Genomic DNA, 21889 nt, shown 5'->3' with positions numbered 1-21889 from the left:
GTAACCAACCAAAAGTGTTCAGTTTTCAAACGTCGATAAGTGTCCAGTTTTCGACCGTCGTTGACAGTTTCATCGAAGCTGAGCCCCAACAGCACCAAAATGCCAGCGCCTGCTGCCAAACAGAACGAGACGATCATCGCCCACAAAAAGATCCGCCGGGCGATCTGGCCCGCAGTTTTCGTATTCATCGTCTCTGTTGCCTCCTCTGTGGTGGGCGCCAAGCTGGTGCCCACGTTTCAGGGATAAGCTTATGGGGTGACTCTTGAAGGCCCCACGCCCGAGCATAGGCGCCAGCAGAAGAACCTGAAGTACACCGCCTCTGCGCTCGCATTCATCATCGGTTTCGCGGTGCTTCTCCTCCTGATGCTGCCCAACCCATGGGCTCTCGCGGCAGGAGCAGTGGTGGGTGGTGCCGCCGCGGGAGGCACCTACGGCATGCTGTTCGGCAGGGAGCTCAGTCTCCAGCGAAAAACGGAAGAGCTGACCACCCAACAGGAATCTCTCAGACAAAGGCTCCGTGAGATCGAAACGACGGTGCGTACGAAGTCCCAGCAGCTTCCGCCCTCCTGCCACGGCCAGCTGAGGATGACAGTAGTGGGCCTCCAAGAGATCGTCAGTCGGTGGGAGACACTGGAACGTGTTCCAGAGCAGCAAGATGCGGTATTCCACACCATCTCGCGCCATCTCCCCCGGACTCTCGACCTGTTTCTGGAGCTCCCAGATTCAGCGAAGCCAAGGCACGCGGATGAATTTAAGGCCCAGATCAACCTCGTCGCTGAGGCGGTTGCCAGGACGCGCGATCAAGTGGTGAAGAAAGACCTCCAGGCATTGAAAAGCAATCGTGCACTGCTGGAAGAGGCGCTCACCGACCCTGACGAGCGCCTCTTCACAGACGAAGGCCTATAAGGCCTGCATCAACGCAGAATTTCGTAGGCCGGAGTAGTCAGGTAATCCTCGTAGGAGTCCGTGGTCAGCACCAGCTCCTTGACGATGTCAGCCGCCGGCTCAAAATACTTGCCGAACGCCTCCGGGTCATTAATCTCCTCGCGCAGCCGATCCACCTCTTCGCCCAGCAGCTTCTCCACCAGCTCAGTGGTAATGGGCACCTCAGTATCGGCGGTGACGGTCCCATTGTGAATCTGCTGCCACACCTGCGATCGTGAAATTTCGGCCGTTGCGGCGTCCTCCATCAGGTTGTGAATTGCCACAGCACCATTCCCAGAGAGCCACACCGCGGTGTAGTACACGGCCACATACAGGTTCATTCGGACGCCATGTTCGGTGACATCGCCCTGGGCAGCGCCAATATTGAGAAGATCCTCAGCGGAGACATCAACGTCATCGCGCTGTCGATCAATCTGGTTCGCTTTGTCGCCGAGCTCCTTGCTGAACTCTTCAGAGCACAGCTCAACAAGATCGGGGTGAGCGACCCAGGATCCGTCAAACCCATCCTGAGCCTCACGGGACTTATCATCCCGGACCTTTTCTATGGCACGGGCCGTCACCTCGGGTTCCCTCCGATTCGGGATAAAGGCGGCCATCCCACCCATGGCGAAGGCGCCGCGGCGGTGACAGGTCTTGACCAGAAGTTCGGTGTAGCTGCGCATGAAGGGTTGGGTCATGGACACCTGCGCGCGGTCAGGCAGAACAAAGTCAGACCCTGACGCGCGGAAGTACTTGATGATGCTGAAGAGGTAGTCCCAGCGGCCCGCATTCAGACCAGAAGCGTGATCACGCAGTTCGTACAGGATCTCGTCCATTTGGAACGCGGCTGGGATCGTCTCAATCAGCACCGTCGCCCGGACCGTTCCGTGGGCTATGCCCAGCCGCTCCTCGGCAAAGGTAAAGATGTCATTCCAGAGCCGTGCCTCCAAGTAATGCTCCAGCTTCGGAAGATAGTAGAAGGGCCCTGTCCCCTTCTCACTCAGCACTTTGGCGTTATGGAAGAAGTGAAGCCCAAAATCAACGAGTGCGCCGATGGCTCGCTCGCCGTCAACGGCAATATTCTTCTCCGGCAGGTGCCAGCCGCGGGGGCGAACGACAACCACTGGCAGTGGCACATCCTCTCGCAATGAATATTCTTTGCCTTCTGCCGAGGTGAACGCGAGTGTTCCACGTGCAGCCTCGTAGAGGTTCTTCTGGCCGTCGATGAGATTTCGCCAGGAAGGTGAAAGAGCATCCTCCAAACAGGCCAACCACACCTTAGCGCCAGAGTTCAATGCATTGATCGCCATCTTCGCAGGGACCGGTGGCCCAGTGATCTCTACACGGCGATCCGCGAGGCTCTCCGGCTGCTCAGCGACCACCCAATCGCCACTGCGCACCTGAGCAGTCTCGGCGGGAAAGTCCATGGTGCCAGTCTGGGCAGCCTCTTCTTGCGCGACCGCGCGCTTTTTCAGCAGGTCTGCTCGAGTGGTGGCGAACCTGGCATGCAGCTCCTCCACGAACTGAAGAGCCTCCTCGGTGACGATGAGGTCGGTGCCATCGACCTCGTAGGGGGAGTTGACGGTGATAGCCATGGTTGCTCCTTAGGGGTCAAAGTGACATCGGTTCCACTACCCCTATTTCTATGCCATAGAATCCACACTATGAAAGATGCAGTCCGCGATACGGACTTAGGGCCTTCCCGGCAGCCTCAGCGGGTCCAAGTGATTGAGCGTGCTTTCGGGCTGCTCGATGACCTCGTTCAGTTCGACGGCAGCGCCACAGCCGGCCAACTCAAGGAGGCCTCCGGGCTGGCTGGGCCCACAGTGCACCGTCTTCTGCACACTTTGATGGCGTTGGGGGTGGTCCACCAGCTTCCAGACAAGAGATACGCCCTGGGTGCCAACCTCGTCCCACTCGGTGAAAGTGCAACACGTCAGTTAGGTGGATTGGCGATCCCGCAGATGCAGTCATTGGTCTCCGAACTCGGTGAAAGTGTGAACATGGCGGCCATGGAATCCGAGATGGTGGTCTACATTGCGCAAGTGCCCTCGCCGCATTCGATGCGAATGTTCACCGAAGTGGGGCGCAGGGCGTACATGCATTCAACCGGAGTGGGCAAAGCGATGCTCGCGACCATGGATGAGCAGCGGGTGCGGGAAGTGCTGGCCTCCACAGGTATGCCATCCATGACGTCCAAGACGCTCACCAAGCCCCAGGCGCTAGTCGACCAGCTGCCGACCATCTCACGGCAGAGGTACGCACTTGATGATGAGGAGCAGGAGCTCGGCGTCCGCTGTCTCGCCGTCTCTATTCCACACGGTCCAACTCGCATGGGCCTTTCAGTCTCGGGCCCGACCGCGCGGATGGACGATGCCTTCGTCAGGCACGCGGTGCCGTTGATGAATAGAACTGCCACAGAGATCGGCCGCAAGCTCGCCCGCCAGTGACCTGATAACGACGCCGCCTGCTGGCTTCACCTGACAACAGAACTCAGCAGCAGACTCGTCTCAGAATTCATGATGCCCTTCACCCCGCGCAATCGGCTTAACAGGGCGTCGAACTCCTGGAGGTCCTGACAGGAAATTTCGGCCACCATGTCCCACGCCCCGTTGGTGGTGTGCAGTGCAGTGATCTCGGGGTAGCCGCGCAGCTCGGCAATCACTTGGCTCGTTGCCCGGCCGAAGAGCTCGATAAGACTGATGGCTCGTATTTCGGAGATCTCCCGGGGGTCCCGTATGCGCACACTGAACCCGACAATGACCCCCTCGGCGGTGAGCCGGTCGATTCTCTTGGTGACAGTGGCGCGTGAAACACCGAGACGATCCGCAAGAGTCGACACTGGTGCTCGCCCATCGCGCCGTAACTCAGAAATCAGTGCCCGATCCAGGTCTGTGAGCCTCTTCATGTCATGATGCTAAATCAGTTGTGACACTCTGGCTACCGTATTCTCAAAAATTGCTCGTTTTGGGCATTACCTTTGCACATCGAAATCCTTACGCTGGTTGTATACCCCAAATCGCCAAGGATGGAGCCTGCAATGACCCAGTTCGTGGACGTCAAGAACATGACCCGGTGGATTCACAGTGACGGTGTGGAACACATTATGACCACTATGGTGAAGTACCTTGAGGCTGACTTCTCCCGGTGGGAGGCGTTTGACAAGATTCCGCGGGTAGCCAGTCACACGCCTTTCGGGGTGATCGAACTGATGCCGACCTCGGATAATCAGGAGTACGCCTTTAAGTACGTCAATGGGCACCCCTCAAACCCAGCTCGAGGTTTCCAAACTGTCACCGCATTCGGCATGCTCGCCGAGGTCGACAACGGCTATCCCACTTTCTTGGCAGAGATGACTCTTCTTACCGCGCTGCGAACGGCGGCAACCTCAGCGATGGTTGCTCGTCGACTCGCACGCCCTGATTCGGCTGTGATGGCGATGATTGGAGCGGGATCTCAAGCAGAGTTCCAAGCCCTAGCCTTCCGTGCGGTGATGGGGATTGATCATTTGCGGGTCTTCGATGTGGATTACGCTGCTGTTGAGAAGCTGCGCCGGAATCTTCAGCCTCTTGGCTTCAACATCTTTGCCGCCGACTCGATCGATGAAGCGCTTGTGGGCGCTGATGTGGTGACGACCTGCACAGCAGATAAAGCCCGCAACACGATCCTCCGAAATGACCAGGTGCAGAACGGGATTCATATCAACGCTGTAGGCGGGGACTGCCCGGGCAAGACGGAGCTCGATCCTGAGATCCTGACGCGCGGAAGTGTGTTCGTGGAGTACCCCGAGCAGACCCGGATCGAGGGAGAAATCCAGCAAATGGCACCGGATTTCCCGGTCAAAGAGTTTTGGCAAGTCCTGACTGGCACTGAGGAAGGACGGCTCTCTCCGGACGAGGTCACCATCTTCGACTCAGTTGGGTTTGCCATTGCTGACTTCTCAGCGCTGCGCTGTCTTCGCGATGCCACTGCTGGTACGGACCTGCAGAGCCATATTGACCTCGTCGCTGATCCTGAAGACCCGAAGGATCTGTTCTCGCTGGTCAATTCCATGAAGCCGGTGGGCTAGTCATGAGCCCTCAACTGCTGGCCAACCCCAGTGTGGCTCCCTTGCAAGCGCCTTCTCATGTGGTGATGGTGCGGCCTCACCACTTCTCGGTCAACCCGGATACTGCAGCCGACAACGCTTTTCAACGCGGACTCGGCCTGACTGGAGCCCAGGCTGCGCGGCGGGCATATGCGGAAAGCACGCAATTGGCTGAAGCGCTGACCGCTGAAGGTATCGGAGTTTCGCTGGTGGAGGATGAGGCAGGACTCAGCCCAGACAGTGTCTTTCCGAACAATTGGTTTACTACCCACCCGGACGGTCGCGTGGTCCTATGCCCGATGTTCGCGCCCAACCGCAGATACGAACGCAGGCCCGACGTCGTGGAGCTGCTGGGTCTCCTTTTCGAGATCAGCGATGTCTTGGATCTCAGCGAGGCTGAGAACCAAGGAGAATTTCTCGAAGGTACCGGGTCGGTGGTCATCGATCACAGGAACAAGCTGGCCTACGGTTGCCGCTCGCACCGTCTGACGCCAGGACTCTTTCAATGCTACTGCGCTGTCCTTGGGCTTCAACCAGTCCTGTTCGACGCGGTGGACTCGTCCGGTACGCCGATCTACCACACCAATGTGATGATGAGCGTAGGCGAAACGGTCTCTGTGATTGGCAGCGGGCTGATCCCTGACGGGGAAGACCGTGATCGGGTGCTCACCCTGCTGCGCGCCTCAAGCGACGCGGTCATCGAGCTCACCGAAACACAGGTCAGGCATTTTGCGGGCAACGTCCTTCAGCTGACCGGACACGCAGGGCCAGTTCTGGTGATGTCCACCACCGCCTACGGTGCATTGCGGCCTGCCCAAATTGAGGCCATCAGGCGAACATCCCGCATCCTGACCGCAGATGTCTCAACCATCGAAGCTTCTGGGGGCTCGGTCCGCTGCATGCTCGCCGGGGTTCATCTGCCGACACGGAGGTGAGAAGCCGCCGATGTTACGAGTACCAGGCGGAGGCGTCCTCGTCATGAGCTGAATCGTCGTCGTCTTCGGTAGCTGATGGACTGCCGCCCAGTTCCATCTGCTTCATCACATCAGTGGGAGGGTTCACCATCAGGACCGCTTCATCACGGTATCCACGCAGCTCTTCGTCAATAAAGGTGGGAAGCGCTTCCTCCAAGGGAACGTCCCGGCCTTCACGTTCGGAGAGTTGCCAGCGGTAGTCCAACAGCTGGTGCATGATCTCTGCAGGCTCCAGCTTGTTCCGCAAGTCCCGTGGGATCTTGCCGATCATCGGCTGGAACACGTTCTGGGTCCACATATGTGCAGCAACGGCTTCATCTCCGTGAGGATCTGTAGCCGCTCGATACGCATCGATCGCGCCAAGGAGCCTGCGTGCCTGGTTTTCCTGGACATCCAAACCTGTCAGCCCCATGAGTCGGCGTTGATGATGCCCCGGGTCCACCACTTTTGGCCGAAGCAACAGGTGGCCGTCGTCCCGAGCAGAACGAATGTCATACTCCTCGACGTCGAACCCAAGCTCGTTGAGCCGCCGGATGCGTTCCTCCATGAGCCACTGCTGGTCGGGGTTGAACGCTGTGTCTCCAGTAAGTTCCTGCCACAGGCCTCGGTAGGAGTCGATGAACTGAATACTGGTGGCAATGGCGTCGACATCTTCGTCAACAAACCCGCCCTCCATAAGGTCCATCAGCTCACCTGCGATGTTGATCTGGGCAATCTCCAGATCGTATTCACGCTGCCCGGCTGAAAGTTTCGGATGGAGCTCACCAGTTTCAGCGTCCACTAGATAAGCCTTGAAGTTACCGGCATCTCGACGGAACAGGGTGTTGGACAATGAGACATCCCCCCAGTAGAAACCCAGAAGATGCAGTTCAACCATCAGTAGCGCCTGCGCGTCGATGAGCCGTTGCAGGGTGTCTTTGCGCATCATCTGGTTGAACACCGCCCGGTAGGGCAGAGAGAAGCGCAGGTGCCGAGTCACCAGTGCGGGGGACAGCGGCTCCCCCTGCTCATCGGCACGTCCTGTCACCTCTGCCACGGGCTTCACGCAGGGCGCTCCCAGCCGGCCCAACTGGCGCAGCATGCGGTACTCATGCCGAGCTGCGCGCTCCGAGGTCTCCTTGATGGCGATGACCGAACCGCCGAGATAGGCGAAGCGGACTATATGCCGGGAAATGCCCCGCGGCAGTGCTGCCAAGACATCGGCCGGCCACTTGGCCAGTGGAAGGTGCCACGGGAGGTCCAGCAGTTCTTGAGGGATAGTGCCTGAAGCCGTAAGGCTCAGGCCGGAGACGGGATTCATAGCTCAAAGTCTAGGTGCAAGTCCTCAGGGTGTGGAGAGTCTCACCCTCGGCCGCAACTAGGCAGCCTGTTCTCTCAGCTCAGCGATGCGGTTCAGCACCTCAGCCAAGGCACTGGGTTCACTGATGCGAAAGCCCGCCTTGGTCTCGCCCGGTCCGACTTTGACGCCCACATCGCCGGCGCGAAGAACCGCAAAACCATGTTCGTCGGTGACATCATCGCCCGCAAAAAACACCGCCTCTGGTGAGCTCAGCTCACGCAGTTCCTCAATCGCTTCGCCTTTGGAGGACTGGACTACGACGGCTTCGACGATCTGCTTGCCCTCTTTGACATGTGCCTGGTCGACCATGGCGAGTGCACTGCGCGCTTCATCCAGCACTTCTTCTCCGTATGCCAGGTCTGGAATGTGGCGCACATGAATGGCTCCACCGGCTGGCTTATGCTCCACCCAAGCCCCGTCATGCTCAGCTGCGACCGCTTCAAGGGAGCGCAGCACCTCCCGGCGTCCTGCAGCCTGGTCGTTGTTGAGCTCCAGCCCTGGTGAATCAGGACCCAGCCACCGCTCCGCGCCGTGGGAGCCGAAGAGCAGAGCATCCGTGGGTGGTTCGGCAAGGCTGCGCAGCGTATCAAGGGGCCGCCCGGAGACGTAGGCAAGTGTCACTCCACGCAGCTCAGCCAGCCGATTTATGGCCTGAGCGTTGGCCGGAATGGGGCGCGCCGAATCAGCATCCGCCACCAGCTCTGCTACACAGCCGTCGAAGTCCAGGCACACCAGCAGAGAATCCCGGCCAGAGAACTCCCTGAGCGCGGCATCCAGATCAGGGGCAAGGGGCATGTCAGTCTCCATTCACGTCGTCGTTCCCGGTCTAGTGGCCCAATTCACCGCTACAACGGATCAAGATTTTAGAATTCAGCGGCAGAATCAGCCACTGAGCGGTCAGCTGAGGTGGTTCTACAGCTGGTGGAGGCGGTGCATGAACTCTTCAGCCCACCGCTGCACATTGTGGCTGACCACCTGGCGGCGCAGGGAGCGCATGCGCTTGCGCACATCCTCCCGGTCCAATACGGCGGCCTGAACAATGGCAGCTTTGAGCTCGTCGATGTCATGGGGATTGATCAGCAGCGCCTGCCGCAGTTGGTCGGCGGCACCGGTGAATTCGCTCAGCACCAGGACCCCGGAGCCGTCCTTGCGCGCTGCCACATACTCTTTGGCGACGAGGTTCATACCGTCCCGCAATGCGGTGACGAGCATGACGTCAGCTGCCAGGTAGAGCGCCACCATCTCCTCAATGGGGTAGGAGTGGTGCAGATATCGGATGGCGGTGTGACCCATGGTGTCGAACTCGCCATTGATCCGGCCCACTGCCAGCTCAATCTCATCACGCAGCCGCTGGTAAGACTCCACACCCTCACGGGAAGGTGAGGCAATCTGCACCATGGTGTGCGTGCCGACCTGAAGCTTGCCCTGTTGCAGGAGCTCCTCATAGGCCTTCATACGGTGGCGGATGCCCTTGGTGTAGTCCAACCGGTCCACGCCGAGGAAGATAGTCTCTGGGTTGCCGAGCTCGGCGCGAATCTGCGCAGCCCGGGCAATGATCTTGGGGTCGTTGGAGAGCTCCACGATCCGGTCGGTGTCGATCGAGATGGGGAAGGCTGTGGCCTCGGAGCCCCGGTAGGTTCCCTCCGCCGGAGCTGACAGCTGCCGGGGGGCGGTCCCGCGGGCAGGATCTGCGGTGAAGCCTTCCAGGGGTGCGGCAGCGTCGGCATCCAATGGGACATAGACCCGGTCCGATTTGATGTAGAAGCCCAACCTTGCGCGGACAGCGCGCTGAAAGTTTTTGGCGTCGGACTCGCGCTGAAAACCGATCAGGTCCGCTCCGAGCAGGCCTTTCATCACCGAATGGCGCCAGGGCAGTTGCGCAAAAAGTCCCGGCGGCGGGAACGGTATGTGGTTGAAGAAGCCGATCTTCACATCCGGGCGGATGTCCCGGAGCATCTGCGGCACCAACTGCAGTTGGTAGTCCTGCACCCAGACGGTGGCATTCTCAGCGGCGACAACTGCGGCAGCCTCGGCGAACCGCTGGTTGACGCGCTTATAGGCATCCCACCAGTGGCGGTGAAACAGGGGGCGGGCGATCACATCGTGGTACAGCGGCCACAGCGTGCCGTTGGAGAAGCCCTCGTAGAAGTCCTCGACCTCCTGCTCGCTCAGCGGCACCGGGTGAAGGTGCATGCTGTCGTGGTCGAACGGCTCCAGGGTTTCATCGGCCGCTCCGTGCCAGCCGACCCAGGCGCCGCCTGAGCTGGACATGATCGGTGCCAGAGCGGTCACTAGGCCACCGGGTGAACGTTGCCAGCCTGTGGAGCCATCACTGGAGGTGACCCGGTTGACGGCTAGGCGGTTGGCGACCACCACAAAGTCGTATCCGGTCCGGTGATCGTCCTTCTCGGGAGTCTCTGTCATCGCGCATCCGTCCCTTATCGGTTCTTTGTTTTAGCCTACCCCGGCCGGTTCGACACACGCGGTATCCTGGAACCTATTGTCCTTACGTCTTTAGACCGCGTCTCAACGGAGTCCCCCTATGGCAAGAAATGGCGCTAGTGCGCGCGAGCAAGCCCGCAAACTTCAGCAGGAGCAGGAACGCAAGCAGAAAATGCAGTCCCTACTGCTGCGTCTCGGTGTCGTGGTCGTGGCCGTCGCTGTCATAGTGGGCTTGACCCTCTGGGTGGTCAACCGGGGTGACAATGAAAGCTACACCGAGGGGCCGGCGCCCGCCGCAGCCAATGAACAGGGTGGTTTCGTCCTGACCTCGTCCTCTGAGCTTGTTGAGGGTGAGGATATCGGCACTGTCGACTCGGAGAATCTAGGAGATGTCCCAGCTGCCGAGTCGCCAGGGGATTTGCCAGTCGGCGTCGAGCCTCGTGAAGAGGGCGAGCCGCCACATGTAGTGATCTACACCGATGCCGCCTGCCCGGGCTGCGGCAGTTTCGAAGCTGCGTACCACCAGATGCTCACTGAGTGGGTTGACGCAGGTGCGATCACCCTGGAGTACCGCTCAGTACAGTTCCAGCCCATGGCGTACTCAGCGCGCGCCGCAAACGCGTTCGCCTGCATGGCAGAAGAGCACCCTGAGAACTACCTCTCCTTCCTCGGTGCAGTGACCGCTGAGCGCGCACAGGGCGCGGAGTACTCCAATGAGGAGCTCTCCGCTCGCGCCGAGAACGACTACGGCGTCGATATCTCTGAGTGTGTGGAGGACGGCACTTACCGTGCATTCGTCAGCTACACCACCGGCATGGCCAGCGCGAACAGTGTCACAGCCACTCCATCCATCTTTGTTGACGATGATCAGGTCGAGGATATTGGGAACACCGGCGAGGTGATCCTCTCCGCCGTCCAGGAGTACCAGGATGAGACGGGCGAACAGGTGGTCGACGAGGTTGAGGACGACGTGGAAGACGTCGAAGATGAAGATATTGAAGAGGACGACGCCGCCGAAGACGAGTAGTCTGCCGCGGCCTCCGATCATGCGGTGATGGCCTCTTTCATGAGCTGACCCGACGACGTGCCCGGAAATCGCCTCAGGTCGTTCCTCAATCCTCTTTGCGCTCCTGGCTGGCATATCCATAGCGCTGATGACCGGACGCTCACGCATACCCGCCGGCGCTGAGCTCACCCCCCCTGCGTCTGAGACTGATCGGCCGCGGCCTGATGATCTTCCTCATCGGGCTCACTTTGGAACTGTGGGCCGCCTCGGTGGCGGTCATTCCCACGTTCTTCCGCGTCGTCTACGCGGTCTCGAACGTAGCGACGACTTCATCTCGTGCTATCCGGAAGGAGACTTTGGAGAGAAAGGTTTCGTCGACTCCTTCGAAGACTCAGGCAGCAACGGGTGGGCCACCTACATCGAAGAGATCAGTGTCGAAAATCCAGGACTGACGGTCGGCTTGTTGGTCTCCTGCACGGCGTGGACTCTTCTGGTCGGGCGCGGACCCCTGGAGCGGCTCACAGGCTGGGGTGCAGGGCGTCTGGTGGATTCACGACAGCACGGCGCCGCGGCGCGCCTATGATGCCAGTTGGTCAGAATGGCTGAGTCGGCGTTAGACTACTGTGTCGGCGCTGCGCCCTATGGCTGCAGCCCATGCCTCCTTAGCTCAGCTGGTAGAGCAACTGTCTTGTAAACAGTAGGTCCTCGGTTCGAACCCGGGAGGAGGCTCGGAGCCTGGAGTGGGTACCTGCTAGGCCACTCCTCCGTGGGGCTTTTCCCCACTGACTCTTGATCTGATGATGGGCACTGCGCGTTCCGTGCCTCAAGGAGTATTTCGTGGAATCCACGTCAGGGGCCGGTGCGCCCAAAAAATCCGCTGCTGATAGCAGCCCATTGGTGACAGACAGCAGTCGGATGCCGACTGCGGACAAGCTCACAATCGGTGCGCTTTTGGTGGCTGCGTTCGTCATGATTCTCAATGAGACCATCATGAATGTGGCGCTGACCCCGCTCATGGAGCAATTCCAGGTCGCTGAGACTACTGTCCAGTGGCTCACAACGGCCTTCATGCTCACACTTGCCGTGGTCATCCCCACCACTGGGTTCATTATCGGCCGCTTCAGCCTCCGAAGCGTCTTCACTGCGGCCATGATCCTGTTCATCTCCGGTACGGCGCTGAGCGCTGCCGCCCCGGGGTTCAGCTTCCTGGTAGCAGGTCGAGTTGTTCAGGCTGCAGGCACTGCCATCATGTTGCCTCTGCTGATGACCACCGTGCTGACCCTGGTGCCGCTGCGGCGCCGCGGCGTGGTGATGGGCAACATCGCCATCGTGATCTCAGTGGCCCCGGCAACCGGCCCTGCGCTGTCCGGCTTTATCCTGCACTTCGCGGAATGGCGGTGGCTGTTCTTGACTATCCTGCCGATCGCATTCATCGCACTGTTCCTAGGCCGGCCCAGGTTGAACACCGACCCCGGTGTAGTGGGTAAGCGCATCAGCGTTCCATCGCTGCTGCTGGCGGTTCCCGGTTTCGGTGGTCTGGTCTACGGCATTAGCCAGATCGGCGGCGGACACGGCACAGAGGACGTCGAAGCTGCAGCCGAAGGCCCTGGAGTGGATCCCGTGGCCATTGCAGTGCTCCTCGTAGGCATCATCTGCTTGGCTGCATTCGTCCTGCTGCAGGTGCGCCTGCAGCGGACAGAGTCGGCGCTGCTGAGCCTGAAGCCCTTCAAATACACCATGTTCACCCGCAGTCTGATGATGATGCTGATGATGATGGTCGCCCTTTTCGGGGCCCTTATTCTGCTGCCGCTGTTCCTCCAGTCAGTCCGCGGGCTGGACACACTGGCCACTGGCCTGCTCATGCTGCCCGGAGGCCTGCTGATGGCCCTGATGGCGCCCTTCGTCGGCCGAATCTACGACCGCGTCGGCCCGAAGCCGCTGGTGATCCCCGGGGCGTCGATCCTGATCCTTGCCCTGTTCGGTATGAGCCTGCTGCGACCGGAGACCGAACTGTGGATGGTGTTGGCCCTACACCTGGTGCTCTCCGGTGGTTTGGCTCTGTTGTTCACCCCGGCTTTCACGACCGCTATGAACCCGTTGCCGCAGCCGCTGTATTCCCACGGCTCCGCTGTGCTCAATACGCTTCAGCAATTGGCGGCAGCTATTGGTACCGCCGCCTTGGTGGCATTGGTCGGCATTGGCGCTGCGATGTCTGCCGCCCAGGGAGCAGCTCCCGATCAGGCAGCGTTGGACGGCTTCCGCCTAGCATTCCGCTCGGCTGCCGTCTTGAGTATCGGAACACTGCTGCTCGGCATGACCCTGCGTGCCACCCCCGCTGAAGAGAACACCGCAGCCCCGTCAGAAGCACAGAAAATCGCGGCCAAGTAAGGGCCCAAGCGCTAGCGAGTCAGGGTCCCGCTCAGGGGCCGACTGCCTCAGCCAAACGGACCACCACTTCGGCGACCTCCGGACCGAACATCACTGGGTCATTGTGGTCGGCGTTCTCGATCACCCGCTCCTCAACCAGATGCGGCGCCGCAGCAGCGACGTCCGCACTGAGCTCCGCCGGCACCACCGAGTCGTGTTCGGCCCGGATCACGGAGATCGGAACCCGGCTCTGGCTCACATGGGTGGCCACCGGGAACTCGTCACGAAGAATCGTGCGAACGGGAAGCCACGGATAGTGCACGCTGCCCACATCAGCCAGTTCGGTGAAGGGTGAACGGAATACTGCTGCAGCAGGAGGGCGTTCGGTCAATAGTGCGGCGATCACTCCGCCGCCTATTGACTCGCCCCAGTAGATGGTCCGCTCCGACGGGTACCCCTTGGCCTCGAGAGCATCAGTGGCTGCTATGCCATCACGGATGAGTCCCGCCTCACTGGGACTGCCAGGGTTCTTGCTGTAACCGCGATACTCCAGCAGAAGCACGGCGAAGCCTTCATCCTGCAGGGCATGGGCCAAGCCGGCCCTGGATTCGCGGTTTCCGCCATTTCCGGGAGCCATCAGCACGGCGAAGTCGCGGTCCTCTGACGCTGGGGCTGGCGGGGCGAACCAGGCCTCCAGCTCCAGTCCGTCAGAGGTTCTGAGGGTCAAGTCCTCGCCACCGGAAAGGACGTCGGCTGCCGGTGGCACCTCTGCGGTGTCCGGAAAGAAGATCAGGGAGCGCTGAAAGGCCCACACCAGTACCAGCACCATCGAGACGGCTCCCAGGATGGTAGCAGCTCCGATGATGAGTTTGCGCCCGCGCCGGCGGGGCTTCGGCAGTTGGTCATCGCGTGCCATGAGTCCATGATCGCTGATCTGCCCGTGGCTGGTGAGTCAGGTCCACACCTCAGCTTGAAGAGTGAGGGGACCAGCCCGCACCGAGCTGATCCCCTCTCAGCGAGTTGTCTCTCTCGCTGTGTCGCACCCAAGTGATCCCTAGCTTACCCAGCACTTCGCGGATTACGCAACACCCAACTTGCGCAATTGTGTTCTTCATTGAGGTGAGTGTGGCGGCGTCGTGCTCTGGCAAGGGAAAATGCGCTCCCATTGCGATGAGGGTCACACCAAATGAGTGCTTTGATAGCGTCATTACTGTCCGAGGGGAGCTTTCACAAGAGCTGAGATCGCGCTGACCACGGCGCGGGACCCTATGAACCTGACGCGGCTCATACCGCCGTAGGGAAAGGAATACCGCATGACGCTGTTCAACCGTCTGAAGACCGCTGCCGGCACGGAATGGTCGACCTACACCGGTCACAGCTTCCTCCAGCAGTTGGAAGCCGGAACTCTGCCGAAGGCGGCTTTCCGGAACTACCTCATCCAGGACTACCTGTTCCTCATACAGTTCGCTCGTGCCTACGCTCTGGCCGCCTATAAGGGGCGCACCCTCGCGGATATCACCCAGGGGCTGCGGGGGCTCAACGCCTCAGTTGAGGAAACAGAACTGCACGTCAGACTCTGCGCCGAGTGGGGCATCAGTCGGGAACAGATGGAGGCGACGCCAGAACATCCCGCCACCGTGGCATACACGCGGTACGTGCTTGATACCGGCATGAGGGGTGACCTGCTCGACCTTCACGTGGCACTGTCTCCCTGTGTGGTGGGCTATGCGGAGATCGGTGCCCGGCTCAAGCCCGCGCTACAGGCCAATCCGGACCATCCCTACGCTGAGTGGATCGCTGAGTATTCCTCCGAGCAGTCGCAGCAGCTGGCAGCAGACGCCATCGCTGAGATCGACGCCCTGGGTGAGCGCTTCCTCCCAGAGTCACGGTTCAGGGAAGTCGCTGAAACCTTTGCTACTGCCACGCGCATGGAATCGGCCTTCTGGCAGATGGGCCTCGATCTGGGAGCCGCTGAACAGGGGTAACGCTGGTCGGGTAAGGAATAGACCTCATGCTCAGGTGTTAAGCAGGGTATGGCTGATCAGAAAAAAGTTGTCATTGTCGGTGGGCACGGAAAAATCGCCCTGCTTGCTGCCCCTAAGCTTGTCGAAGCCGGACTCTCTGTAGAGTCTCTGATTCGCAACCCAGACCACGCGGAGGATGTCACCGCCGCGGGTGCCTCTCCTGTGGTGCTGGATGTGGAGCACACTGACACCGATGCGCTTGCTGAAGCATTCGCGGGGGCCTCGGCCGTGGTCTTCTCCGCTGGTGCTGGTGGGGGGAACCCTGCGCGGACCAAGGCCGTGGACCAAGACGCTGCAATTCGCACCATGGATGCGGCAGCTCAGGCTGGCGTGAGCCGCTACGTGATGGTCTCCTACGCCCGGTCTGAGGCGGACATCCACAACCTGGATCCGGAGAACTCCTTCTACCCCTACGCGGCGGCCAAGCATCATGCCGACAACCACCTGCGTGAAACGGACCTGGACTACAGCATCCTGGGACCCGGCGGACTCACCAATGAGCCAGCCAGCGGAAAAATCACCACTGTCGACGCCGACGGTGCCGCTGAAGCCACCGCACAGGGCGGCCCCGAAGCCAGCAGGACCTCACGGGAGAACGTCGCGGAGGTCATCACCTACGTACTGACTGCGCCGGCTGCGCGCCGGCAGACCGTGAATTTCTTTGACGGGGAAACCCCGATCGCTGACGCCATCGACTAAGTTGGGTCAGGCACCCTCCGGGTGCTAAGATTCTGAGGTTTCCGGATCTGTAGCTCAGTTGGTTAGAGCGCACGCTTCACACGCGTGAGGTCGATGGTTCGAGTCCATTCAGATCCACAAACGGGGCATTCTGCCCTCTGCAGCCTGACTCTCAGACTGTATGTATGTTCTTCATTAGTGTGCGAAGCCCGCATTGGCGGGTCTATTCGTGATTGTCTTGTCCGCGGGAGGTCGAATGCCGGAGCGAGGAATGCGTGCACAAGATTCCGCACAGCGGGATCACGATGACGCCGAGGTCCACCGCACTGCCCCCATTGACCCTGTCATTTCTGAACCTCCCACGGACACCAGCATGATCCCCGTTGTCCGCCCCTCTGAGACTGAGTCAGAGGAACAGGACGAAGGGTTCATGAAAAACCTCACCGGGTCGATTGCCGCTTCATGGGCTGCCGCTGGTGAAGAGACATACCTCGAATGGGAGGAATACGACACCGAAGCCGCCGCCCGCGCCGAGCAAGAGGCAGCCGCAGAGGAAGCCGAATCCACCCGTCACGCATACTCGGATGACTTTTCACTCGCTGACACCAGAGAACCGCCCACAGCAACCTCTGCAGTTCCTGTTGTCCGGCATGGGCCACCGACCATGGACCGGCCTACGGCTCCGACAGGTCCCATCGCGCTGCCGATCACCGGCCCGTCATCACCGATCCCTCAGGTCCCCGGCACCGAACCCATGCGGCGCCGGTCAGTGCTGCGGCCGTCATGGCTGCGGCCCAAGATCAAGCCCGGCAGCAAGACCTCCACGCTCCTGAATCGCACAGTCTTTGACCGGCGTGTCAACCCGCAGTACGTCTTCAACAAAATCATGCAGACTGAACGCCCCATGACCGGCGAGCAGTCCATCATCGACCGCCTGCAGGGCACTCCGTTCCAGCACACCGTTCAGGGTGAGCTCCATGAGGGTCTCGATGAGCTGGAAACTATGAGCTTCGTCCTCGACCTCGGCGAAGCATTGTTCCGCTACGGTGCCGGTGCGCTTGAGGTGGAGACCTCCATCATCGCTGTCACCGCGGCGTTCGGTATGAAAAACACTGACGTGGACATCACCAACCAGTCCATCAGCCTCAACTGGGCGCCTGAAGCGAAGATCCCATACTCACGCGTGCGAGTGGTCCGTTCCTGGTCGCAGAACTTTCAGGCACTCGCTGCAGTGCACCAGCTTGTCGCCGATGTCACCTCCGGGAGGTTGACCCGTTCTGAGGCGGAGGCTGAGTTGAAGGACATCACTCGCCAGCCCAAACCGTACCCGCGGTGGATGGTGACGGTGTGCGGAGCTTTATTCGCCAGCCTGTTCGCCAGCTACCTGGGGGCGCCAATTCTTGATGCCACTGCAGGGTTCGCTGCGACCTTGCTGGTGATGTGGACGACCAAAACGCTGACGACCTGGCGAATTCCGGAATTTTTCGCGCTCGCCGCTGGAGGCTTCGCGGCCTCGGCATTCGCGATGACCGCCTTCGCGCTCGATGCCGATATCACCCCGTCGATGGTCACAGCGGGGGGCCTGATGATCCTGCTCCCTAGTGTGCGGATCGTCGGCGCCATCCAGGATGCCATCAACGGTTTCCCCATGACGGCGGCTGGTCGGCTGGTCTCGACTCTGATCGCCTTCGCAGGTATGACTGCCGGCATTATGGCGGCAGTTGTCGGTGCAGATTTGTTGGGGATCGTGCAGACCGAATTGGCACAGGGCCTGACGCGCATCTACCCGGCTCCTGTGCTCATCATCTTGGTGTTCTTCGCCGGCTGCGCCGCCGCGATTGTGGAACAGACTCGGCCAGGGCTCATCCTGCCCACGGGCGCTGTGGCTGCCTTGGGTTTCTGCGCGCTCTACATGGGCGAGCTGGTCGGCCTCGGAGACCGCTTCACACCGGTGATCGGAGGCTTTCTGGTGGGAGCCTTGGGCCGAGTGGTCGCGCTCAGGCTTGGGGCACCTCAACTGGTGGTGGCGGTGCCGGCCATGATGTTCATGCTCCCAGGGCTGATGGTCTTCCGCGGGATGTACCAGATCGCCATTGAGAACACGGCGGGGTCCATGATGGGTGGTCTGTTTGAGCTGTTCAACGCGCTGATCATCATTATGGCCATCGCCGCAGGAATCGTGCTGGGCGATGTCGTGATGCGGCGCTTCACCTCCAGCCTGCAGTCCAATGAGCGGTCCAACGCGCGTCGCCGCTAGCTCACCTGTGCTAGGACAGTCACCCAGCCGGTGGCAATGTCCAGTCGATCGGGTCTGCCCCAAGCCGCTGGAGCGCTTCATTGGTTCGGCTGAAGGGCCGGGAGCCGAAGAAGCCGCGCGATGCAGACAGCGGCGATGGATGTGGTGAGACGATGACCTCGGTGTGCGAACCAGCATTGAGGATCGGCTGCAGCTGCCGCGCCTGTACTCCCCAGAGAATCGAGACCAAAGGCTTCCCGGACTCAGCGAGGGCGCGCACCGCGGTCTCTGTCACGGCCTCCCAGCCGATTCCCCGGTGGGAAGCCGGTTCACCCGCCTGCACAGTGAGCACCCGGTTCAGCATCAGCACGCCCTGCTGTGCCCAGTGGGTGAGGTCACCGTGAAGGCTGGGTGCAATCCCCAGATCACTCTGGAGCTCCTTGAAGATATTGCCCAGAGATCTGGGAAGGGGTCGGACATCTGCTGCGACCGCGAAAGACATCCCAATCGGGTGCCCAGGCGTGGGGTAGGGGTCTTGGCCGATCACCAGCACTTTGACCTCATCGAACGGCTGGCGGAAAGCCCGCAGCACGTTCTCAGGTGCAGGCAGGATCTGCTCACCCTGGGCGCGGCGCCGCTTCAGCTTCTCGGCAACAGCAGCGAACTGCGGTTCTGCCGGGGCCAGGGCGCGTTCCCAGCCGGGGTCTAGCGGATCAACTAAGTTCTCAAAGACACTCACACAACCCCAGGGTAGACGACGCACTGGTGTTGGCAGTGTGCGGATATTCCGCTGGCGCGGGTGCCTCGCCCGTAGTATGGGGGCATGAGCCAGTTCCCCCATGACGAGTTCGACGAGGTTCAGCCCTACCGGCCGGACGAAGTTGGTAAGCATCGCGCCCCCGGCGCACCCCCCGTAGCTGCTGCTGGGTCCTCGGGCATGATGAAGTGGATCGGTCTTCTGGTCGTCGCGGTGGTCGTGATCGTGGCTGTCGGCTGGTTCGTGACCAGGGATGGTGACGATGACGACGCCGCCCCAACTGCCGATGAGCAGCAAGCCGAGGATGACGCCGACGCCGAGGCCGATGGTGAGAACGGTGGCGAAGATGGCGACGGCGACGCCGAAGACGGCGAAAACGGCGAAGGCGGAGAAAACGGCGAGAATGGTGAAAACGGAGAGGACCAGCCTGCCGGTGGTCTCAGCGATGAGTTCCCGGTCCGGGCAGTCAACGCTGGTGCTCCCGACGGATCGGCCGGGCAGCTCAGCTCAGAACTTGAAGAACTTGGGCTCGATGTCCAGCAGTCCATCGACTGGGACTTCGGCAACTGGGGAACTCCCAATACCCCACTCGTGATTTACCCTAGCCAGGATCAGCAGGAACTGGCTGAAGCTGTTGCCGGAGAACTCGGTATCGAGACGGTCTCTCAGGATGAGAGCTGGGCGACCATTGTGGTGGTCGTCGGACCCGAATACGAGTAGGTCGGGAACAGCGGCCTTTCTTGCACTCTCGGCCACAGAGTGCTAAAAATTGTCTTAGCACTCTCGCGTTGAGACTGCTAAGACGAACCCATCAGGTGAGGCCCTTTTGGCGCCTGGGGTGACACCCGGGCGTGGGCCGTCCGTCGCGGGCATCTGACAAGGTCCGTCCCTGACGTGGCCCGCACGAACGCTGCCGCGTTTGCACGGGTTGCTGGTATCAGGGACCCAGACGCTAATACCGTCCGAATCTACTCACGTCCAGGAAGGACATGTGCCGATATGGCTAAGACCATTGCATTCGACGAAGAGGCCCGCCGCGGCCTCGAGCGAGGCTTGAACAGCCTCGCTGACGCCGTCAAGGTCACCTTGGGCCCCCGCGGCCGAAACGTTGTGCTCGAGAAATCTTGGGGCGCACCAACAATCACCAATGATGGCGTCTCCATCGCCAAGGAGATCGAGCTCGAGGACCCCTTCGAGAAGATCGGTGCCGAGCTTGTCAAAGAGGTCGCCAAGAAGACTGACGATGTCGCAGGCGACGGTACGACCACCGCAACTGTGCTCGCACAGGCTCTTGTCAAAGAGGGCCTACGCAACGTAGCCGCCGGTGCTGATCCGATGGCCCTCAAGCGTGGCATCGACAAGGCCGTAGATGCTGTCACCAAGGAACTGCTGAGCTCGGCCAAGGAAGTTGAGACCACGGAGCAGATCGCTGCTACTGCCTCAATCTCTGCAGCAGATCCGCAGATCGGTCAGCTGATCGCTCAGGCTCTCGACAAGGTTGGCAAAGAAGGTGTCATCACCGTCGAGGAGTCCAACACCTTTGGCCTAGAGCTGGAGCTCACCGAGGGTATGCGCTTCGACAAGGGATACCTCTCCGGCTACTTCGTCACTGATGCGGAGCGTCAGGAGGCGGTGCTGGAGGACCCCTACATCCTCATCGCCAACTCTAAGATCTCCTCCGTCAAGGACGTTATCGGCATCCTCGAGAAGGTCATGCAGTCCGGCAAACCCCTGCTGGTCATCGCAGAGGACGTTGAGGGTGAAGCTCTGGCCGCACTTGTGGTCAACAAGCTCAAGGGCACCTTCAAGTCTGTCGCTGTCAAGGCGCCAGGGTTCGGCGACCGTCGCAAGGCGATGCTTGCTGACATTGCCATTCTCACCGGTGGTCAGGTCATCGCAGAGGAAGTTGGGCTCTCCCTGGAGAACGCAACTCTTGATCTGCTGGGCACCGCCCGCAAGGTTGTTGTCACCAAGGACGAGACCACGATCGTGGAAGGTGCAGGAAGCGCCGACGAGATCACAGGTCGCGTCAACCAGATCAAAGCGGAGATCCAGAACACCGACTCCGACTACGACCGCGAGAAGCTCCAGGAGCGTTTGGCTAAACTGGCCGGCGGCGTGGCCGTCATCAAGGCTGGTGCGGCTACCGAGGTCGAGCTCAAAGAGCGCAAGCACCGCATCGAGGACGCAGTGCGCAACGCCAAGGCTGCAGTGGACGAAGGAATCGTCGCCGGAGGCGGCGTTTCGCTCATCCAGGCCGGCGCACGAGCATTCGAGTCTCTCTCCCTTGAGGGCGACGAGGCGACCGGCGCGAACATCGTGAAGTTCGCCGTCGAGGCACCTCTGAAGCAGATTGCTGTCAATGCAGGCCTGGAAGCTGGTGTGGTGGCCGAGAAGGTGCGGTCCCTGCCCATCGGCCACGGGCTCAATGCAGCAACTGGCGAGTACGAAGACCTGCTGGAGGCCGGTGTCGCTGATCCGGTCAAGGTCACACGCTCAGCTCTGCAGAACGCAGCATCCATCGCTAGCCTGTTCTTGACCACCGAGGCAGTCGTTGCCGATAAGCCGGAGCCGCAGCCAGCCGGTGCCGGTGCCGGTGGCATGGACGAAATGGGCGGCATGGGTGGCATGGGCGGCATGATGTAAGCCCAATCCCGAAAGAAAAACCCGCAGGCACCGTGCCTGCGGGTTTTTCTTTGCCCTTACCGGCCGAACATTCTGGCGTTGGCCAGCTCTGTCTCCTCGTAGTGAGATGATGCTGCAGACATCGCTTGACGAACGCTGGCGAGGGATTGTTCCACCTGCACCTGCGTAGCACGCCACTGAGTGAGTACGTCCTGGAATGCACCTGAGGCAGAGCCTTTCCAGGTTTCCTGCAGCTGACGCAGTTGACCCTCCATGGAGCTGACATCCGATTGGATACGGCTCAGTGTGGCCTCTACGGTCCCCGACTTGGCCATGAGGTCACCGGTGTCTATCTGGAAAATTGCCATGGCGATACTCCCTTCCTTGTCTGTGTGATGCGGAAGAACTGGGGAAGTCCTTTCCGCATCTC

The 21889-nt window shown here is 60.6% G+C and carries 21 protein-coding genes, 2 tRNA genes and 1 riboswitch; of the genes, 14 read left to right on the top strand and 9 right to left on the bottom strand.

What is annotated here, in order from left to right:
* On the bottom strand, positions 1–188 hold a 188-nt coding region (locus FEF26_RS15895; RefSeq protein WP_208012848.1), incomplete at its 3' end, for a hypothetical protein.
* 67 nt (positions 189–255) lie between these two features.
* Between FEF26_RS15895 and FEF26_RS05755 the strand changes: the two genes are divergently transcribed.
* Positions 256–906, top strand: a complete 651-nt coding sequence (locus FEF26_RS05755) for a hypothetical protein (protein WP_138252583.1) — start codon at positions 256–258, stop codon at positions 904–906.
* Between the two features lie 8 nt (positions 907–914).
* On the opposite strand, the gene aceB is transcribed toward FEF26_RS05755, so the two are convergent.
* On the bottom strand, positions 915–2519 hold the full coding sequence (gene aceB, locus FEF26_RS05750) for a malate synthase A (protein ID WP_138252582.1): 1605 nt from the start codon (positions 2517–2519) through the stop codon (positions 915–917).
* A gap of 69 nt (positions 2520–2588) precedes the next feature.
* Between aceB and FEF26_RS05745 the strand changes: the two genes are divergently transcribed.
* Entirely contained in the window at positions 2589–3374 is a 786-nt protein-coding gene (locus tag FEF26_RS05745; protein WP_138252581.1) for an IclR family transcriptional regulator, read from the top strand.
* A gap of 26 nt (positions 3375–3400) precedes the next feature.
* On the opposite strand, the gene FEF26_RS05740 is transcribed toward FEF26_RS05745, so the two are convergent.
* Positions 3401–3832, bottom strand: coding sequence for an Lrp/AsnC family transcriptional regulator (locus FEF26_RS05740; protein ID WP_138252580.1), 432 nt, complete (start codon positions 3830–3832; stop codon positions 3401–3403).
* A gap of 132 nt (positions 3833–3964) precedes the next feature.
* Here FEF26_RS05740 and FEF26_RS05735 point away from each other — a divergent pair, with 132 nt between their 5' ends.
* Both FEF26_RS05735 and ctlX read left to right on the top strand, forming a co-directional pair.
* A complete protein-coding gene (locus FEF26_RS05735) occupies positions 3965–4993 on the top strand; it encodes an ornithine cyclodeaminase (protein ID WP_208012847.1) in 1029 nt (342 codons plus the stop codon).
* 2 nt (positions 4994–4995) lie between these two features.
* Positions 4996–5946 (top strand): citrulline utilization hydrolase CtlX, encoded by a 951-nt coding sequence (gene ctlX / locus FEF26_RS05730; protein WP_138252578.1) that lies wholly within the window; start codon positions 4996–4998, stop codon positions 5944–5946.
* A 13-nt stretch (positions 5947–5959) separates the two neighbouring features.
* On the opposite strand, the gene FEF26_RS05725 is transcribed toward ctlX, so the two are convergent.
* The 3 genes from FEF26_RS05725 to FEF26_RS05715 form a co-directional block, all read right to left on the bottom strand.
* The gene (locus FEF26_RS05725) at positions 5960–7285 is read right to left on the bottom strand and encodes a DUF4032 domain-containing protein (protein ID WP_138252577.1); all 1326 of its coding nucleotides are present in this window, start codon (positions 7283–7285) and stop codon (positions 5960–5962) included.
* Between the two features lie 57 nt (positions 7286–7342).
* Entirely contained in the window at positions 7343–8119 is a 777-nt protein-coding gene (otsB, locus tag FEF26_RS05720; protein ID WP_166432928.1) for a trehalose-phosphatase, read from the bottom strand.
* 117 nt (positions 8120–8236) lie between these two features.
* The gene (locus FEF26_RS05715) at positions 8237–9748 is read right to left on the bottom strand and encodes an alpha,alpha-trehalose-phosphate synthase (UDP-forming) (RefSeq protein ID WP_138252575.1); all 1512 of its coding nucleotides are present in this window, start codon (positions 9746–9748) and stop codon (positions 8237–8239) included.
* 118 nt (positions 9749–9866) lie between these two features.
* On the opposite strand from FEF26_RS05715, the gene FEF26_RS05710 reads away from it, so the two are divergent.
* The 4 genes from FEF26_RS05710 (at position 9867) to FEF26_RS05695 (ending at position 13160) form a co-directional block, all read left to right on the top strand.
* Entirely contained in the window at positions 9867–10793 is a 927-nt protein-coding gene (locus FEF26_RS05710) for a DsbA family protein (RefSeq protein ID WP_138252574.1), read from the top strand.
* A 127-nt stretch (positions 10794–10920) separates the two neighbouring features.
* Positions 10921–11355 carry a hypothetical protein gene (locus tag FEF26_RS05705; protein WP_138252573.1) on the top strand — a complete coding sequence of 145 codons (435 nt, stop codon included), beginning with the start codon at positions 10921–10923 and terminating at the stop codon, positions 11353–11355.
* 73 nt (positions 11356–11428) lie between these two features.
* Positions 11429–11501: transfer RNA gene (locus tag FEF26_RS05700), tRNA-Thr, on the top strand.
* Positions 11502–11609: 108 nt separating this feature from the next.
* Positions 11610–13160, top strand: coding sequence for a DHA2 family efflux MFS transporter permease subunit (locus FEF26_RS05695; protein WP_243730436.1), 1551 nt, complete (start codon positions 11610–11612; stop codon positions 13158–13160).
* A 31-nt stretch (positions 13161–13191) separates the two neighbouring features.
* On the opposite strand, the gene FEF26_RS05690 is transcribed toward FEF26_RS05695, so the two are convergent.
* Positions 13192–14055: an alpha/beta hydrolase gene (locus FEF26_RS05690; RefSeq protein ID WP_138252572.1), complete on the bottom strand. Its 864-nt coding sequence runs from the start codon at positions 14053–14055 to the stop codon at positions 13192–13194.
* A 291-nt stretch (positions 14056–14346) separates the two neighbouring features.
* A riboswitch (TPP riboswitch) is annotated at positions 14347–14458 on the top strand.
* On the opposite strand from FEF26_RS05690, the gene FEF26_RS05685 reads away from it, so the two are divergent.
* The 4 genes from FEF26_RS05685 (at position 14453) to FEF26_RS05670 (ending at position 18098) form a co-directional block, all read left to right on the top strand.
* A complete protein-coding gene (locus tag FEF26_RS05685; RefSeq protein ID WP_138252571.1) occupies positions 14453–15124 on the top strand; it encodes a TenA family protein in 672 nt (223 codons plus the stop codon). It overlaps the preceding riboswitch by 6 nt.
* Positions 15125–15172: 48 nt before the next feature.
* Positions 15173–15862: an SDR family oxidoreductase gene (locus FEF26_RS05680; protein WP_138252570.1), complete on the top strand. Its 690-nt coding sequence runs from the start codon at positions 15173–15175 to the stop codon at positions 15860–15862.
* Between the two features lie 43 nt (positions 15863–15905).
* Positions 15906–15979, top strand: a tRNA-Val gene (locus tag FEF26_RS05675).
* A gap of 133 nt (positions 15980–16112) precedes the next feature.
* Positions 16113–18098 (top strand): threonine/serine exporter family protein, encoded by a 1986-nt coding sequence (locus FEF26_RS05670; RefSeq protein ID WP_166432927.1) that lies wholly within the window; start codon positions 16113–16115, stop codon positions 18096–18098.
* A 19-nt stretch (positions 18099–18117) separates the two neighbouring features.
* On the opposite strand, the gene FEF26_RS05665 is transcribed toward FEF26_RS05670, so the two are convergent.
* Positions 18118–18816, bottom strand: a complete 699-nt coding sequence (locus tag FEF26_RS05665; protein WP_243730435.1) for a uracil-DNA glycosylase — start codon at positions 18814–18816, stop codon at positions 18118–18120.
* 84 nt (positions 18817–18900) lie between these two features.
* Here FEF26_RS05665 and FEF26_RS05660 point away from each other — a divergent pair, with 84 nt between their 5' ends.
* Together FEF26_RS05660 and groL are read left to right on the top strand one after the other, a co-directional pair.
* Positions 18901–19554, top strand: a complete 654-nt coding sequence (locus tag FEF26_RS05660) for a LytR C-terminal domain-containing protein (RefSeq protein ID WP_138252567.1) — start codon at positions 18901–18903, stop codon at positions 19552–19554.
* A 279-nt stretch (positions 19555–19833) separates the two neighbouring features.
* A complete protein-coding gene (groL, locus tag FEF26_RS05655) occupies positions 19834–21480 on the top strand; it encodes a chaperonin GroEL (protein WP_138252566.1) in 1647 nt (548 codons plus the stop codon).
* A 56-nt stretch (positions 21481–21536) separates the two neighbouring features.
* On the opposite strand, the gene FEF26_RS05650 is transcribed toward groL, so the two are convergent.
* Positions 21537–21827, bottom strand: coding sequence for a WXG100 family type VII secretion target (locus FEF26_RS05650; RefSeq protein WP_138252565.1), 291 nt, complete (start codon positions 21825–21827; stop codon positions 21537–21539).
* Between the last annotated feature and the right edge of the window lie 62 nt (positions 21828–21889).

Origin of the sequence: Nesterenkonia salmonea (assembly GCF_005771525.1) — a bacterium.
GTDB classification, from domain to species: Bacteria; Actinomycetota; Actinomycetes; order Actinomycetales; family Micrococcaceae; genus Nesterenkonia; species Nesterenkonia salmonea.
Note: the sequence above shows the minus strand (reverse complement) of the source record. Positions and strands in the feature narration are given on the sequence as shown.

What these genes read in the sequence shown, in the direction of transcription:
- aceB (WP_138252582.1), bottom strand. Translation starts at nt 2,519, where the DNA reads ATGGCTATCACCGTCAACTCCCCCTACGAGGTCGATGGCACCGACCTC.
- FEF26_RS05745 (WP_138252581.1), top strand. Translation starts at nt 2,589, where the DNA reads ATGAAAGATGCAGTCCGCGATACGGACTTAGGGCCTTCCCGGCAGCCT.
- FEF26_RS05740 (WP_138252580.1), bottom strand. Translation starts at nt 3,832, where the DNA reads ATGAAGAGGCTCACAGACCTGGATCGGGCACTGATTTCTGAGTTACGG.
- FEF26_RS05735 (WP_208012847.1), top strand. Translation starts at nt 3,965, where the DNA reads ATGACCCAGTTCGTGGACGTCAAGAACATGACCCGGTGGATTCACAGT.
- ctlX (WP_138252578.1), top strand. Translation starts at nt 4,996, where the DNA reads ATGAGCCCTCAACTGCTGGCCAACCCCAGTGTGGCTCCCTTGCAAGCG.
- FEF26_RS05725 (WP_138252577.1), bottom strand. Translation starts at nt 7,285, where the DNA reads ATGAATCCCGTCTCCGGCCTGAGCCTTACGGCTTCAGGCACTATCCCT.
- otsB (WP_166432928.1), bottom strand. Translation starts at nt 8,119, where the DNA reads ATGCCCCTTGCCCCTGATCTGGATGCCGCGCTCAGGGAGTTCTCTGGC.
- FEF26_RS05715 (WP_138252575.1), bottom strand. Translation starts at nt 9,748, where the DNA reads ATGACAGAGACTCCCGAGAAGGACGATCACCGGACCGGATACGACTTT.
- FEF26_RS05710 (WP_138252574.1), top strand. Translation starts at nt 9,867, where the DNA reads ATGGCAAGAAATGGCGCTAGTGCGCGCGAGCAAGCCCGCAAACTTCAG.
- FEF26_RS05705 (WP_138252573.1), top strand. Translation starts at nt 10,921, where the DNA reads ATGACCGGACGCTCACGCATACCCGCCGGCGCTGAGCTCACCCCCCCT.
- FEF26_RS05690 (WP_138252572.1), bottom strand. Translation starts at nt 14,055, where the DNA reads ATGGCACGCGATGACCAACTGCCGAAGCCCCGCCGGCGCGGGCGCAAA.
- FEF26_RS05685 (WP_138252571.1), top strand. Translation starts at nt 14,453, where the DNA reads ATGACGCTGTTCAACCGTCTGAAGACCGCTGCCGGCACGGAATGGTCG.
- FEF26_RS05680 (WP_138252570.1), top strand. Translation starts at nt 15,173, where the DNA reads ATGGCTGATCAGAAAAAAGTTGTCATTGTCGGTGGGCACGGAAAAATC.
- FEF26_RS05670 (WP_166432927.1), top strand. Translation starts at nt 16,113, where the DNA reads ATGCGTGCACAAGATTCCGCACAGCGGGATCACGATGACGCCGAGGTC.
- FEF26_RS05660 (WP_138252567.1), top strand. Translation starts at nt 18,901, where the DNA reads ATGAGCCAGTTCCCCCATGACGAGTTCGACGAGGTTCAGCCCTACCGG.
- groL (WP_138252566.1), top strand. Translation starts at nt 19,834, where the DNA reads ATGGCTAAGACCATTGCATTCGACGAAGAGGCCCGCCGCGGCCTCGAG.
- FEF26_RS05650 (WP_138252565.1), bottom strand. Translation starts at nt 21,827, where the DNA reads ATGGCAATTTTCCAGATAGACACCGGTGACCTCATGGCCAAGTCGGGG.